The 16,064-nt window shown below is 67.6% G+C and carries 9 protein-coding genes; 3 read left to right on the top strand and 6 right to left on the bottom strand.

Features of this window, described 5'->3' with window-relative positions; all coding sequences use genetic code 11:
* Positions 1-3: 3 nt before the first annotated feature.
* Positions 4-2,925, bottom strand: a complete 2,922-nt coding sequence (locus SSA01S_RS00660) for a TonB-dependent receptor (protein WP_061778733.1) — start codon at positions 2,923-2,925, stop codon at positions 4-6.
* Positions 2,926-3,229: 304 nt separating this feature from the next.
* Here SSA01S_RS00660 and SSA01S_RS00665 point away from each other — a divergent pair, with 304 nt between their 5' ends.
* Together SSA01S_RS00665 and SSA01S_RS00670 are read left to right on the top strand one after the other, a co-directional pair.
* Positions 3,230-3,919 carry a SapC family protein gene (locus SSA01S_RS00665; RefSeq protein ID WP_061778901.1) on the top strand — a complete coding sequence of 230 codons (690 nt, stop codon included), beginning with the start codon at positions 3,230-3,232 and terminating at the stop codon, positions 3,917-3,919.
* Positions 3,916-4,923, top strand: coding sequence for a cupin-like domain-containing protein (locus tag SSA01S_RS00670; RefSeq protein WP_061778734.1), 1,008 nt, complete (start codon positions 3,916-3,918; stop codon positions 4,921-4,923). Before SSA01S_RS00665 ends, SSA01S_RS00670 begins: the two co-directional genes overlap by 4 nt.
* Before the next feature lie 4 nt (positions 4,924-4,927).
* On the opposite strand, the gene SSA01S_RS00675 is transcribed toward SSA01S_RS00670, so the two are convergent.
* Positions 4,928-7,390 (bottom strand): glycosyl hydrolase 115 family protein, encoded by a 2,463-nt coding sequence (locus SSA01S_RS00675; protein WP_061778735.1) that lies wholly within the window; start codon positions 7,388-7,390, stop codon positions 4,928-4,930.
* 113 nt (positions 7,391-7,503) lie between these two features.
* Here SSA01S_RS00675 and SSA01S_RS00680 point away from each other — a divergent pair, with 113 nt between their 5' ends.
* Positions 7,504-8,748, top strand: a complete 1,245-nt coding sequence (locus SSA01S_RS00680; protein ID WP_240954752.1) for an SGNH/GDSL hydrolase family protein — start codon at positions 7,504-7,506, stop codon at positions 8,746-8,748.
* Here SSA01S_RS00680 and SSA01S_RS00685 read toward each other — a convergent pair whose 3' ends face one another.
* From SSA01S_RS00685 to SSA01S_RS00700, 4 genes are all read right to left on the bottom strand, one after another.
* Positions 8,749-11,148, bottom strand: a complete 2,400-nt coding sequence (locus SSA01S_RS00685; protein WP_244885492.1) for a TonB-dependent receptor — start codon at positions 11,146-11,148, stop codon at positions 8,749-8,751. It lies immediately after the preceding gene.
* A complete protein-coding gene (locus SSA01S_RS00690) occupies positions 11,145-12,080 on the bottom strand; it encodes a FecR family protein (RefSeq protein ID WP_061778736.1) in 936 nt (311 codons plus the stop codon). Before SSA01S_RS00690 ends, SSA01S_RS00685 begins: the two co-directional genes overlap by 4 nt.
* Positions 12,077-12,568, bottom strand: coding sequence for an RNA polymerase sigma factor (locus SSA01S_RS00695; protein ID WP_061778737.1), 492 nt, complete (start codon positions 12,566-12,568; stop codon positions 12,077-12,079). The genes SSA01S_RS00690 and SSA01S_RS00695 overlap by 4 nt, the downstream gene beginning before the upstream one ends.
* Before the next feature lie 140 nt (positions 12,569-12,708).
* The gene (locus SSA01S_RS00700; RefSeq protein ID WP_061778738.1) at positions 12,709-15,858 is read right to left on the bottom strand and encodes an autotransporter outer membrane beta-barrel domain-containing protein; all 3,150 of its coding nucleotides are present in this window, start codon (positions 15,856-15,858) and stop codon (positions 12,709-12,711) included.
* Between the last annotated feature and the right edge of the window lie 206 nt (positions 15,859-16,064).

Below are 16,064 nucleotides of genomic sequence, written 5' to 3' on the forward strand. Positions count from 1 at the left end.
TCGTCAGAAGCGATAGCGCGCGCCCAAGGTGAAGCGGCGACCATAATCGAACACGTCGAGCAGCTGGTTCTTGAACCGGCCATGCGTGCTCTGCTTGTTCTTGTTGATGTTCAGCGCCTCGGCAAAGATCGAGAAGTTCTTCGTGACGTCATAGCTGCTGGTCAGATCGACCTGGAAGCTCTGGTTCACGAAGGTCGGCTCGGCGCCGTAAGAACCGGTATTCTGGTTCTGGCCGAAGCCCGCCAGATACTCGTCACGCCAGTTGAGCGCGGTACGGAACTGGAAGCCGTTCTTGTCGTAGAAGCCGACGAAGTTCGCCGAGTTGGCGAGGCCCGTGACCGCAAAGCCGCTCTGACCGACCAGTTTCGGATCATAGGGCTTGTTCGTATCGACGAAGGTCGCATTCGCCTGGAAGCCGAAGCCGCTGTCGCCGAACACCTGCTGCCAGGCGATTTCGACACCGCGCACCGTTGCATCGGGACCGTTGACCTGGGCCGAGATGGCGAAGACTGCCGGGCGGCCCGTCGTCGGGTCGATCACGCCGTTCACCGTCTGGTTGGTGACGCCCCCGACGATGAAGTTGCTGACATTCTTCAGGAAGAAGTCGACCGCCAGATACGAGTTGCGCTGATAATACCATTCCGCCGCGACGTCGAAATTGCTGGCGAGATAGGGCTTCAGGTTCGGATTGCCGCCGCTGCCCGACAGGGCACCGACGCGCTGGCCGTTGCCGATGCCGACGACCGGGTTGAGCAGGCTGAGGCCCGGACGGGTCAGCGTGCGCGACGCGTCAAAGCGCAGCTGCAGATTGTCGGTCACCTCCAGCCGCAGATCGACCGAGGGCAGCACATAGGTATAGCTGCTGCGGTTCGCGATCGGCTGCGTGTCGGTGAAGGCGATGGACAGCAGCGTGGGGTCGGCGGCGCTGCGGGTGATCAGGGTCGGGGCACGACCCTGACCGATCGACAGCAGGCGGGTATTCTCGGTTCGCACTCCGAAGGCGGCGTGGAGCGGCATGTTGCCGATCCGCCCCTCCATCGCCCCGCTGAAGAACAGCGACAGCGTCTTTTCGTTGACCGACAGGATGCTGCCCGGATCGACCGCCTCGACGAACTGGCCGGTAAAGCCGTTGACGCCGCCATTATAATTGAAGCCCGGCACATTCTGTGCCTGCGGATTGCCCAGGCTGGTCAGGTAATTCTGATAGGCCTGCGGGCTGTAGACCAGCAGCGAAGGCGGCAGGCTGCCCGCAAAGCCTGGGATGAAGTTGTTGAGGCTGATCGTGCCCTGATACAGGCTCGACGGCAGCGGCGAGACGCCCGAACCCTGGCCCGACGGCCCGCCATAACCGGCATAGGCCTGCCAGAAATTGTTGGTGAAGGTGCTGCGGTTCAGCAGGTTGAACGTGTCGTCGGTATATTGACCACCGGCCTTCAGCGTGATGTCATCGGCCGCCTTCCACGTCACGACACCACGGAATTGCTTCAGTTCGTCGGTGTTCTTCTGGGTCTGAAGGACCGTGACGTGCGAGCCGATGACGGTCGGATCGGCCCAGCGCCCGGCATTCCCTGCGGGGCCGAAATTGCTGATCGTCGGGAAGGCCTTGTTGCTGTCGGCGGTGATATTGAAGCCCAGATTGGTGCCCAGCGCTCCGCCATAGCCGATATCGCCATTGCTGCTGCCGATCGTGTTGCCGGGGTTCAACCAGCTCTTGGCATAGGTGCCGTCCGCCTCGACGGTCAGCTTCTCGTTGACGTCCCACTTCACGTTCAGACCGGTCTGGTTGGTCTGAAGGATCTGCTTGTTCATCGCCGCGGTGAAATCGGTCGGCGAGCCTGCCTGGGTGAAGCTGACCGCCGTGCCGTTGGCGTCCTGCGTCACGTTGCGCAGGCTGGGCTGGCTGAACCACACGCCAAAGCCATAGATGTCGGTCGAAATGGTCTGACGCGCGAAGTTGTTGTCCAGCGTGACCATCAGGTCGTTGGACGGATGCCATTGCAGGGCAATGCGGCCATCGACGCGCTCGTCCTGGGTCCGCTGCTGCTCGGCGCCATATTGCTGCGGGAACCAGCCGGTCAGCGTGCGACGCTGGCTGGGGTCGGCGGTGGCGCTATCGGTCGGTGCGCAGACGGCCGCGGTGCTGCCCGTCAGCTGGCAGGGGGCGAAATTGCCGCCCGGCCAACCCGACACGAAGACCCGGTTGGTATCGGTATCACGCCGCGTATAAATGAAGCTCGACAGGATACCCAAAGTATCATTGGCGAAGGTATCGCTGACCAGCGCGCCCAGCGTCGGCACGACATGGCCCGCCCGATCCTGCAGCGAGCCCGACGCGCTGGTGGCGACGCGGAAGCCCGGATGGTCGAACGGCTTGGGGAACTGGATATCGACGGTCGCGCCGATCGAGCTGGACGCCAGCGTCACGTCGGGCGTCTTCAGGACGCTCAACTGGCCGATGAAATCCGAGCCGACCGTGCTGAAGTCGATCTGGCGACCGCCCGTCGCGGTCGAGATGCGGCGGCCGTCATAGAGGGTGGTGTTGAAGTCGCCGCCAAAGCCGCGCACCGTAATGCCGGTCGGCTCGCCACGCGCACCCGAGCGCTGGATCGAGACACCGGGTAGGCGCTGGAGCGAGGCCGCGACGTTGGAATCGGGAAATTTGCCAATGTCTTCCGCCGAGATGGCATCGACGACGCCGGTCGCGGTCCGCTTGATGTCGAGATTGCGCTGGAGCGAGTTGCGCAGGCCGGTGACGATGATCTCGGCCTCGGACGCCTCGCCGGAGGACGATGGGCTGTCATTCTGGACACCGGGGGCGGTCGCCTGATCCTGTGGCGTTCCGGCCTGCTGGGCGGAGTTGGTCTGAGCAAAAGCAACGCCCGGCGTCATCAGGGCCAGCGCCACCAGCGGCGAGACCCCGACCATCAGGCCATGGCGTGAAACGAACGCAGCCACAAAAGCAGGGCGTGACACCATCTTCCCCTCTCCTTCGGTTTTATATTCTCCCGAGCGATCGGTGTTGAATCACCGTACCGCCCATTCGATGACGTGATGTTAGCGTTATAATTGATTCAGAACAAGGCGTTTGTCGGAGTGTTCCTGTTCCGCTATCGCCATGTCTTGACGACAGGACGATGGCTACGGTCAAAAGAACCGATGGCATCGCCAGCATCGGCCAACAGGTCGCAAAGACGGGTGACCGGAGATGATAACGGAGGGATTGACGATCATGGCCGACATGGAATTGCTCGACAGTGCGCGACATGCCGCCCTGCGGGTTTCCTCCGCCCCGGATGCCACACGGCATTTCGTCCAGTTGGTCGCGGGCGAGTTCCTGTCCGCCGCGCTCCATTATCCGATCCTCTTCGCGCGCAACCCGGAAACCGGCGATCTCTATCCCGGAGCATTGATGGGCTTGGTGCCGGACGAAAATCTCTGCCTGGGGGGCAAGGGCTCGCTGTCGGGCTATCGCCCGGCCGATCTGGAGCGACAGGCCTTCTATGTCTCCGGCGAGAATATCGCGATCGACCCCGCCCACCCCGCTTTGACCCAAGCAGACGGTGCCCCCTTGTTCGAGGCGGACGGTAGCCCCGCCCCCGCCCTGCGCCGGGTCCAGGCAGCACTGCGCACGCTTCACAGCGGCCTGCCCGAGACCGAGGCCTTCATCGCCCGGCTGCTGGAGCACAAGCTGGTCGAGCCGATCGACCTGAGCTTTCGGTTCGACAATGGCGAGAGCCTGAGGCTAGACTCGCTCTACACGATCAGTCTGGATGCGCTGCACGCCCTGTCGGACCAGGCCGCCTTGGCACTGTTTCGCAACGGCGATCTGCAACTCGTCTATGCGGTGGCGGGATCGGTGCGGCACATCCCGCAACTGGCCGGGCGGCGCAATGACCGGCTGAGCGGGCTGGCCGAATGACGGAAACGGCGAACGCGGTCGATCCGTCGTTGCTGGCCGACCCGGACGCCTTCCACCGGCTGGTCGTCGAGCCGTGCCGCCCGGTCGTTCTTCGCGGCGCGGTGTCCCACTGGCCGCTGGCGCGCGCCGCGGCGGAAGGCGGCGCATCGCTGGCTGACTATCTCGCGGAGTTCGATGTCGGGCGACAGGTCGAGGCCTTTGTCGGCGCGGCGGGGATCGGCGGCCGCTACACCTACACCGACGATCTCGCTGGCTTCAATTTCCGTCGGGAATCCATGACTCTGGGCGAGGCGATCCGGCGCATCACGCGCGCGGAGGGCGATGGCGATACGCTTTATGTCGGGTCGCTGCCGATGCCCGTCGTGCTGCCGGGCCTTGGTGAAGCCAATGGTCTGGGTTTCATGGCGCCAGCCGTGGCCCCGCGCATCTGGATCGGCCATGCGTCGACCGTCGCCTGCCATTACGACATGATGGACAATCTCGCCTGCGCGGTGGCGGGACGGCGGCGCTTCACCCTTTATCCTCCCGATGCGATCGGCGACCTCTATGTCGGGCCGATCGACCACAGCATGGCGGGACAGCCCGTGGCACTCGCCGCCGAGGCCGAGCCGGGCGATCCGCGCTATCCCCGGTTCGACCAAGCGCGCGACCGGGCGATCACTATCGACCTGGAACCCGGCGATGCGCTCTACATGCCAAAGCTCTGGTGGCACCGGGTCGAGGCGCGCGGTGCATTCAACCTGCTGGTCAATTACTGGTGGGACGCTTTTCCCGTCGCGCCGGACCAGCCCTTTCCCACGATGCTCCTGGCGATGAGCGCGATCGCGGGTCGGGCACCGGAGGAACGGGCGGCATGGCGGGCGTGGTTCGACCATTATGTATTCCGGCCCGACGGCCATCCCCTGTCCCATCTGCCGGAGGCGCGGCATGGCGTGCTGGGCGACGGGCCCGAGAACACCAAGATGCTCCGCGCCCACGCCATGCGGATGCTGCGCGGCGGATAGCGACTTAACCGGCGGGGTCGAGCGTCACCCCCTCGAACACCACTTCGGGATCGACCAGCCACAGGGTGATCCGGTGCCTGCCCGCCGCCAGTGACGGCAGCACGGTCGTGGCGACGCGGCGGTTTTCGATCACCGCGCGCCCCCAGCTTGCCTCGCTTTCCCCCCCCATCAGGTTCAGCATGATGGGCGCGCCGTCATCGACCGACAGTGCGACCCGGTGTTTGCCACCACCCCGCACGTCCAGCCCGGGGGCGGTGACGACGCCCAGCGTGACCGGACCAGCGCGGTCCCAGTTCACATCATAAACGATATGCGGACTGTCTCCACCAGGCCGCTCGATCACCGGGGCAGTGGTAGGAGTCGCGACCATCGCCGCGCCCTCTACCGTAAAGCCCGCCACACGCTGCCATCGGACACCCCGCCCATCGACCGCGCGTCCCGCATCGGCGGCGATCCGCAAGTGTGGCACGGCGGCAATCGGGGGAAGCGGCAGCGGCTTATCCACGCTGGCCAGCGCAGGCATCACATCGCTATCGGGCTGTTGCCAGCCGGTATAGCCGATATGGGTCTGGGCCATCATGCTGGTCCACTTGCCGCCCGCCGTGTCGACTTCATAGTGCCGCCGGATCGCGGAATCCTGCGCGAAATAGCCCCGTGCCGCCTCGGCGAAACGCGCCGCCGCCTTCGCATCCCCCGCTTGTGCCGCCGCTCGGTTGGCCGCAACCGCCTGATACAGGCGATGAAGGTTGGTCATCGCTTCGATCCGGTGGAGGACCAGCTCGTAATAGGCATCGGGCTGGGCGGCGGGGAGCGCGGCCCCGACCTTACGCGCGGCCGCATCGAGCGCATTCCACTCGCCCAGCACCCGCGCCCATTCGCCATTCGCCAGACCATAGGTCGTCGCATCGATCAGCTCGGGCTTGCGGCGGCTGGCGAGTTGCCCATAGCGGGTCAGGAGCGCACCGATCTCGGCCCCATGCGCCGGGCCGAACTGCTGCGTCGCCCAGCGGCTCGGGTAAGACTGCATCGCCGTCAGGTCCATCCGCGCCGGATTCCACGCCATGTCGAGGAAGAAGCTGGTCGGATATTCCATCGGCTTCAGGTCACCAACATTGACGATCCACAACCGGTCCGCGCTATAGTCGGATGCCATCCGCATCTGCTGCCATACGCGCGGGATCGCGTTGGTGTCCAACCACTTATAGTTGCGCGGGCCGCCGACATAATCGAAGTGGTAATAGACGCCCGCCCCCCCGGCGCGGCGTGCCCCCACGGGTGGAAGGCGGCGGATATTGCCCCAATTGTCGTCGGCGAAGAGCAGGGTCACGTCATCGGGGACGCGCATCCCCTGGTCATAATAATCCTGCACTTCCTTATAGAGCGCCCAGACCTGCGGCGTATCCAATGCTGGGCGGTGGGTCACGTCGGCGATGATCTGTCGCTGGTCGCGCACGATCCCCTGGAGCAGGTCGATCGCGGTGCCTTCGGTCATCGGCTCGTCACCGTCGCCGCGCATTCCGATCGTCACGGGGTCCTCCGCCTTGCCCCGCCGCTCGATCCCCTTGCGCCAAAAGGCGCGAAGTGCTGGGCCGTTCTTGCTATAGTCCCAGGGGCCGCTCCCCTCGCGTTTCCAGTCGGCCTGGGCCCGCTGCATCGGTTCATGGTGCGAGGTGCCGAGCAATATCCCCATCTGCTGCGCCAGCGGGGCGGAGGCGGGATCGTCTTCCCAGAGCGACTTGCCCCACATGGCGGGCCACAGGAAATTGGCCTTGGAGCGCAGCAGCAGGGTGAAGACCTTCTCATAGGCCAGGTGATTGACCCCGCCGAACTTGGCACGCGCCCAGCCGCCGAAACCGGGCTCTTCGTCGTTGATGAAGATGCCGCGATACTTGACCACCGGATGGTCGGCGACCCGGCCTGCCGTCAGATAGAGCGTCGGACGGCGCTGCGCCGGAACGTCCGCCCACCATGTCCAGGGGCTGACCCCGGCCTTGGCGCTGATATCATAGAGGCCGAAAATGGTGCCCCGCCGATCCGCACCCACGATCACCAAGGCACGGGTGACGCCCGGCAGGGGGTTGTCGACGACCTGTTCGACATAGCCTTCCCACTGACCCGCCAAGCCCCGCGCGTCGATCTTGCCCGCCCTCACCAGCGCGTCGATCACCGCGCTATGGCCGAGCGTTCCGGCGATGATCGCCACACCGCCGCCCGGCTTATCGGTCAGGCGGACATCGCCGCCGCCCACCGCCTTCAGGTCGGCGACCAGATCGGTCGCGGCACGGCGGACGCCCGGTTCATCCTGCGGATCGACCAGCACCCCGGTGGAGCGCCTCGGCGCCAACAGGCTCAGCGCGCCGGGCGTTGCCCGCTCGCACGCCACAACCGGCCCCGCACAGTCCGGCGCAGCCCAGGCCACACCCGGCAACAGGGCCAGCCATGCGGCGGACAAGAGCAAATGGCGCATCGTCTCTCTCCTGACCCTCTGGCAATCTGGCCAGGAGCCTTCTCGTTTGCTTTGAGCCACGTTATCGCTACCATAAGCCATGGCCGCAAGCGCCGATCGATGGAAATGAGAGGATGGAGATGAAGGCACGCCGCTTTCCGCACCGGTTGACGGGGCTGCTCGCGCTGCCGCTTCTGGTCGCCGCTCCGGCACTGGCGCGGGAGGTGCGCTGGACGCCCGCCTGGGGCTCGGCGCAGATGCGGGTCGATGGCGCCAACGCCGACAAGCTCGCCAAGGCCGGTCCCGCCACCATCCGCCAGTTCGTCCACCTGACCGCGACGGGCAAGGTTCTTCGCCTGCGCCTGTCGAACCTGACCGGCTCCACGCCGCTGCACATCGGCGCGGCGAGCATCGGTCTCGCCACAACCGGCCGAGCGGACGTCGCGGCTCCGCTGCCGGTCCGCTTCGACGGCCGGGCGGACGTCATCCTGCCGCCCGGAGCCGAGCTTTACTCCGATCCGATCGCGCTGCCGGTCCAGACGGGGAGCGATGTCGCGGTCAGCCTCTATTTCCCTGACACCGTCACCACGCCGACCGGCCATTCGGCGGCGCGGGGCACGACCTTCCTGATCGCAGGCGACGCCACCGCGCGCACCGCCCTGCCCGAGGCGCAGGCCATTGGCGGCTGGTGGAGCCTGTCCGATGTCGAAGTGCAGGACGCGGTGCAGCGCCGTACCATCGTGACGATCGGGGACTCGATTACCGATGGCTATGGCATCGCCGACAACAGCAACCGGCGCTGGCCCGATGACCTCGCCCGGCGGCTCGCCGCCTCCCCCGCCACGCGCGGCTTTTCGGTCGTCAATACGGGGATCGGGGGCAACCGGGTGCTGCTCGACGGGCTGGGGCCCAATCTGATGGCGCGGTTCGATCGCGACGTCATCGCCCGGCCCGGCGTCAGCCATGCGATCCTGCTGGAGGGCGTGAACGATCTGGGCGTGCTGACCCGCGAGCACCCCGTCGACGCGGCCACGCATCAGGCGATGGTGCGCCAGATCATCGCCGCCTATCGCCAGCTGGTCGAGCGGGCCCATGCGCATGGCATTCGTCTGATCATCGGGACGATCACGCCGTTTCAGGGCAACGACTATTACCATCCCGGCCCCGAGACCGAGGCGGATCGCCAGGCGATCAATCGTTTCATCCGTACGGCGGACATCTTCGACGGGGTGGTCGATTTCGACCGGGTGGTGCGCGATCCGGCCAAGCCCGACCACCTGCTGCCCGCCTATGACTCCGGCGACCATCTCCACCCCAGCATGGCGGGATATCAGGCGATGGCCGAGGCGGTGCCGCTGTCCCTGTTCACCAAACCCTGATCAGAACGCCGCGTCGAGACCGATACGAAGCGTACGCGGGCGCAGCGGCGTCACCTGATCTCGACCGGTGGCGAAGGGCGTGCCCAGCGCGAACCGGTTGCCGCGTACATTGGCCAGGTTGGTGATCCCCGCCGTCAGCCCGAACGGGCCCAGCCCCAGTCGCGAGGTCACGCCGCTGTCCCAATACTCGCCCTGCCGCTCGCCCAGGATCGGCCCGACGCCCAGTCGCGACGCGCCGACATAGCGCAGCCAGCCATCGACGCGCAGGTCGCGCTCGCCCGCCAGCGTCCGCCGATAGACCAAGCCCGTCCGACCGGTGAAGCGGGCGATGTTGGGAATTTGGCTCAGCCGCGCCAGGATCGCGGCGCGGTCCACCGTCTGCCCGTCCATCAAGGCAAAGACCTGCGCGCTCGACGGCTCATCGATCCGGCTGTCATTATAGGACACCGCTCCCTCGACCCGCAGTCCGGCCGCGATCCGAAAGCCCGCCAGCGCCTCGATCGTCCAAAGCTGGCCGTCGCCGATATTGGCCGTGCTGGGCAGGCCGGTTGCGTCGATGAAGTCCGCCTGGATATCGCGCCATGACGTGTGGGCGAGCGTCAGCGATCCGTCGAACCGGTCGCGCCCGGGCTGCCCGCTCCGCAGGCCCGCCTCGATCGTCGACACCCGGTCGTTGCGGAACCGGCGGACCAGAGGCCCCTCGATCGTCAGCCCGCCGGGCCGAAACCCCTGCTGATAGCGCAGGAACAGCTGCGCCCCCGGCGTCAGGTCGATCAGCGCGGATGCGGAGGGCAGCAAGATGGTCTGCGCGCGCCGTGCCGTAACCTCGCGCAGACGCGCCAGCGTCTGGAAGGACAAGGCGGCGGGCAAATCCTCCCCCGCCCCATCCAGCACCGAACGGGTCACGCGAAGCCCGCCGGTGGTCAGCAGGCCGGGAAGCAGGCGCAGGCTCGCCTCGCCATAGAGCGTCGCTTCCTCCACCGTGTTGACGACACCGGTGCGGGGCACCAACTGCCCCGGCTCACCGAACAGGCGCGTCAGGCGGGTACGGTTGTGGACATAGCTGAACCCCACCAGCCAGCCTGATCCGTCCGGCGCGGAATGCCAGGCGCGTGTCTCATTGGCCTGCATCCGCGTGGCGTTGGCCTGAGCGAACAGCTGGACCGGGCCGCCGGGCGGGGTGGCGTCGTAACGCTCCATCAAATCGTGCGCGGTGATGCCGCTGCTGGAGCGGAAGCGGACCTGTCCCAACCGCCCGGAGACGACCAGCTGCGCCTGTCCGAAATCGGACGAAAAGCCCTCGGTAACGGGTGAGGAACGGGTCAGCGGCGGGCCGTCGCGATCGGCATATTGGCTGTCCGCACCGCGAATACGCTGGCCGATGCCGATCGCCTCGATGGTCCATCCGCCACCGAGATCGGCCTTCAGCGCCGCCCGGCCGCCCGCGATCCGGGTCCGGTTGACATCGGTGCGGCCGAGCAGCGGCTTATCGATATAGCCGCCCTCGCTGGCGCTGTCAGCAACCAGGCGGATCGCCAGCCGGTCAGCGATGATCGGCACGTTGAGCACTGCTTGCGCATCCACCCCCGGCGCGCCGTCGGTCGTCGCCGATCCACCGAGCATCACCGACCCCCCGGCTCGCGTCGCATCGGGGGCGTTGGGCACCAGCCGGATCAAACCACCCAGCGAACCCGCGCCGTATAGGGTCCCCTGCGGCCCCTCCAGCACCTCGACCGCCGCCAGATCGGCCAGGCGCAGGTCAGGATCGGGCGCGTTGTAGCTGAGCCGCAGGTCGCCGAAATATTGTCCGACGGTCGCCTGGGTCGGCCCGGTGAAGCTGGAATCGGCAATGCCCCGGATGAACAGCTTGTTGCGCCCCGCGCCCAGATAGGTGGACGCGATGGCCGTCATCCGGTCGGCGAGTTTCGATGTGCCGCCCGCCCCGCCCAGTTCCAGGTCGGCCCCCGCGACCTGCACCACCTGTCCGGCGAAATGGTCGCGGGTCGTATCGCGCTTGCTGGCGGTGACGACGATATCGTCGCTGGAGACTTCGGGAGGCAGCGGCCTGGGGGAGCGGCGCACCACAGGCGGCGCGGGCGTTCGCAGCCGCGGGGTCAGCCGCCATGCGCCGGGGCCCAGCACCTCAACCCGCGCGCCGCTGCCCCGCGCGATGGCCGCCAGCGCCTGTTCGACCGACAAGCGCCCGCGCAGGGCGGGCACGGGGCGGCGCCACAGCCCGGCATCCGGCACGGTGATATTCGCCCGCAAGGCGCGGCCCAGCGCCATGACCTGCGTGCCCACGGTCCCGGCGGGCAGGTCGACCGGCACACGCTCCGCCGCCAACGCGGGCGCGCCAGCGAACAGGGCGATCCCGACGATGCCGCCCGCGGCTATTCTCACCCGCGTGGTTCCAGCATCCAGCCAGCGGCGTCTTGCCGCACCCGTACATCCATCAACGATCCCAACAAGGCCGGGTCGCGCCGGACGGCCTGAATGTCGATCACGCCACGGAACGGCCGCGTCGCGATGGCGGGCGCCACCGACACCGGCTGTCGCAGGAAGCGCGACAGGTCTTCGGCCACTTCGCGCAAGGGTGCGCCGTCAAAGGCCAGCCGCCCGTCCCGCCAGCCGCCGACATCCTCGGGCTCGACCGACGCGCGGACCAGCCGGTCCTTCTCGACCACCACGGCCTGCCCGGCGTCGAGGCGCATCGCGGCCCCCTTGGGATCGACCATGACCGCGCCCTCGGCGACCGCCACGCGGGTCTGCCGCTGGCCCAGCCGCACGTCGAACACCGTGCCCAGATCGACCAGCGCGACCCCGCCCGCCTGCACCGCGAAGGGACGCCGGTCGTCATGCTTCACTCGGAACAGCGCCTCGCCCCGCTCCAGACTCGCCCGGCGCGGATCGGCGCGGTCCAGCGCGATCCGGCTCGCGCCCGCCAGCGTGATCGCGCTGCCGTCGGCCAAAGCCAGTACACGAGTCTCCCCCGCCGCCGTCTCCACCGCATAGGGTTGCGACCGGTCCTGCCATGCCTGGAGCCCGATGGCGCCCACCAGTGCCGCGGCCACCGCTCCGCCGATCCAGCGCAATGCGCCGCGCCGGGGTGCGGTCGGCTGAGGTTCGGCCAGCAGCTCGGGATGCGCCGCCAAGGCCTCTTCCGCGTCCAGCAGCGTCGCCGCCATCCGGTCGTAGCGCTCGGCATGACCGGGGTCGACCTCCAGCCAGTCGGTGAACGCATCCCAGTCGGCGCGCGCGGGGTCCGCCATGCGCAGCGCCCAGTCGAGCGCTTCGGCGTCGATGCCGGGGGCGGTATGTCGGTCCTGGCTCATCCGATCTGTTCCTTGAGCGCGGCAATGGCCTGGGCGGCCAGGCGAAGGTCGTTTTCGACCGTACTGATACTGATCCCCAATTCCTCGGCGACCCGCTTCTGCGCCAAACCCTCCACCCGCACGCGGCGAAAGACGGTGGCGGGCCGTTCGCCCAAAGCCGCCAGTGCCTGGGCGATCCGCTCGGCGGTCTGGCGGGCGATCAGGGTCCGCTCGGCCTCGGGAGTTTCGGACTCATGCCCTTCTGCCCAATGCTGTTCGCGCTGCTCCGATTGCCTGCGCGAGCGATAGCGGTCGATCATCAGCATGTCGGCCGCGCGGTAGAGATAGGCCAGCGGGTTGGCGATCGGCCCATCCATCCGCCCCGACAGCTTGACCCACAGGTCCTGCACCAGATCCTCCGCCGCATCGCCCGCGCCGCGCGCCGCCAGGAAGCGGACCAGCTTTTCGCGATTGGCGAGGAAAACGGCCTCGATCCCGGTGGGCGACATGGAGTGAACCGGCGAAATGGGCGGGGAGCATCGGCGTTTAGCCGAACCGCCCTGATATGAAAAGGAGCCCCACCGGGACGCGTGGTGGGGCTCCGAACGGCCGCGTGCGCTACAGGGGGGATGCACGCGACCGAACTCGCCTAGAAGGCGAACTGAAGGGCCGCGCGCGCCGACAGCGCGACGTTGCCAAGACGTTGTTCGGCGTTGACCTCGCCGCTCAGGCGAATCTCGCTGGTGCCGGTGATCGCACGGACGCGGCCCACCCAGCCGCCGTCGCGTGCCTCGGGATTGAGGACGAAGGGCGTGCCGTCACCGAAGCTGGCGACCGTGCGGCCCAGCGTACCCGCGATACGCTCGCGCCGACCGCCCTCGATCTCCAAACGGCTCCACTGGGCATAGCGATTGTCGCCGCCGAAATTGATGCCCGCCGCGACGCTGGCGGTCAGGGCCAGCTCGTCGCTGGTCCGCTTGCGCACCGTCAGGTCGTATCCGGTGCCGCCGCCGCTCTCGCGGTGAGCGTCCTCGTTCAACCGGTAATAGTCGACCGCCAGGATCGGTCGCACGTTGAACTGCCCGACCCAATGCTCCCACGAGACCGAACCGGAACCCGAATAGAGCATGCCGTTCCAGTCGGCGGTCGCCCGGCGCTGGACCGCTTCGGTTCCGATCACACCATCGAACTGGCGCTGCGAGTCGAAGGACAGGAAAGCCGCCGAAGCGCGCGCCTGCGCCGCCAGCGCGCCCCAGCGGGCCCGCCAGAAGCCAGCCAGCTCATACTGGCTGTGGTTGACGCGATTGACGGCGGAGCCCTCGTTATCGCGGCCGCTCATGTAGGACAGCGAGGCCCCGAAATTGCCCGCATCGGTCTTGTGCTCGATCCCGCCGCTGACGCCCCAGCCGCGCACATCATAGCTGCGGGTCGAACGCGTCCCCTTCGACGCGTCCCAGCCAAGCGGGGTCAGCCAATAGCCCCATTTGCCCTCTTCGCTGAACTCACCCGCCGGTTCGCGAAGCTGCGCCGCGGCGGCGCGGGACGCCAGGGTCACGCCCTCGAACACGCTGCCGGTATAGTTGGGCAGCATTTGCTCGACCGCACCCCGGAAGGCCGCACCGTCATAGATGCCGCGGATCGCATCGGAGAGCTTGGCGTCGCTGCCGATCGCGGTGTCGATCGCATCGAAGGCGCTGACGCCTGCATTGCTCAGGCCCAGTTCGGTCTTGGCCTTGCGGCTGACTTCGACGGCGATCTCGTTCAGCTGGCCCGCGACGATCGCGCCCTTGTAGAGGAAAGGCATGGCCGAGGGGGCGAGCGTCAGGTTGCTCGCCCCGGTCAGCGTGCCCGAGCGCAGGACGACATAGCGCCCCGTCACATCCGTCCCGCCCGAGACGCGCAGGGCCAACTGGCTGTTCGCGCCGATCGTCGTCGCGCCGCCGACCTGGATCAGGTTGCCCGTCGGGTTCGCTTTGTCGAGCGCAACGCTCAGGATCGATTGGTCGCCCAGGCTGAGCGAGGCGATATTGGTCACGCCATTGGCGGCGAAGGTGCCGCCGCCGCTGGCGACCGTGACCGCGACATGGGCGGCGTTGGTCAGGCGTCCGGCGAAGATGCCCTTGCCGGTGATCGCCACAACGTCCTGGCCCAGGCCGGCAAAGTCCGCCACGCCGTTGAAGCTCGCGGTGTCGCCGATGGTCAGCGTGTCCGCGCCCGTCCCGAAGGTCGCGGTGCCCGCATAGGTGCCGGAGCCACTCATCTCCAGGCGGTTGTTGCCGGTGCCGAAGGTCACGTCGCCGCTGACCGAGCCCGCACCGATCTGAAGCCGGTCATCACCGCTGCCGAAGCGGATCGCGCCGGTGATGCTGGGCGCGGCGGCGCCGGTCGCGGGGGCGATCTGGCGCACCACCGCGCCGCTCGTGTTGGCCGACAGGTCGATCGCCGTGCTGCGCGAACTGTCCGCGCCTGCCCCCGCGATGGTCCCGGCATTCTCAACCAGGGTCAGGCCACCGCTGCGGTCGAGGATCGCCGTGGCACTCGCGCCCGATGCGCTCGCCCGGATCGCGCCGGTGTTGCGGATCGTCGGCACCGACGCGCCCGTGTCGATCAGAACGGCCGTGGTCAGCGCGGTCGGCGCACCTCCACCGGTCGCGGTCACTGCACCACCGACCGTCAAGTTCGGCGTCGATGCGCCCGAACCGAAGCGGATCGCGGTTGCCTCGGCACCGTTCGCGGTCGCCTGCACCGTCCCGCCGACCAACACGCCCTGCGCGATCTGCACATTGCCGCCGAGCCCGCCGATCGAGAGAGCGGTCGCGCGGACACCGCTATAGACACCCGCACCGGTGATCCGACCGTTGACCACCAGCCCCGCCGCCGGAGTCGCGCCCCCGGTCGCGCCGATCACGACGGCCCGCGTCGCCGAGCCGATCTGCATCGCAGGTGCCGCGCCGTTGGAGATGATATCGGCCACCTTGCCGGTCGCATTGCCCAGCGTGATACCGCCCGCGACGTTGCCGCCGATCACCAGGGCCGATCCGCCCTGGAGCAGATCGTCCGGGTCGAGCTTCGACACGTCGGCGGGCGGCGTGGTGTAGCGATAGCCGGTCGAACCGATCCCGCCCTCGATGGTCAACGCGCCGCCAATATCGCCATCGACCCGCGCGCCGACCGCACCCTCGCCCACCGCGACGATGCTGCCACCCAGCGTCACATTGCCCGACACCGCACCGGTCCGCACACCGACCGAGCGATCGCCCAGCACGTTGATCTTGCCGGATTGAACCAAGTTGCCGGTCAGCGGGCCGTTCAGATAGATGCCTGCCGAATCATTGCCCTCGATGGTGATCTCGCCGCTATTGGCGATGTTGCCGGTAAAGCCGCCCGCCGTGCGGATGCCGGTCCGCCGCGCGCCTTGGGCGAAGGGACCGTCGAGATCGCCGTCCTTGTCGATATCGGTCGGCGTATAGGTCTCGTCGAGGATGATCTTGCCGCTATTGGCAATGTCTCCGGTTACGCCCGCCGCCGCGCCGATGCCGATCGCGTCATTGGCATCGGTCGTCTGGATGGTCCCGGCATTGGCGAGCTTGTTGTTGCTGTCGATGGTGACGGCGGTGCCGCTGCCGCTGGTCACCACGCTGCCCGCCGCCGCGATGCTGATATCCGCCGCCGCGCCGTTGTTGACGGTGGCGGTACGGACAGGCGTCGTCCGCTTGGTATCGATGACGGTCTGGGCCGAAGCGGCCGTCCCCGCCACCAGGGCAAGCGTGGCGGTCGAGGCGAAGAGCAGGCGATGCACGAATAGAGTCCCCTTGGATATGCCTTTGCCCCTCCAGACGGAGCCGCCGCGCCGAAACCTTGGTCCGCACATTAAATATTTGTCAGGTGCCGCCGCGGTGTTGACGATCGCGCCTCACGGGATCAGAGGGCGGATCAGGCGCGGGAGCCCCCGCGTCGTTCCAGAAAGCGAGAACATGTCCAGCGACAGTTCCAGTAGCGCCGCAC

It is taken from the genome of Sphingomonas sanguinis NBRC 13937 (assembly GCF_001591005.1).
Taxonomy (GTDB): domain Bacteria; phylum Pseudomonadota; class Alphaproteobacteria; order Sphingomonadales; family Sphingomonadaceae; genus Sphingomonas; species Sphingomonas sanguinis.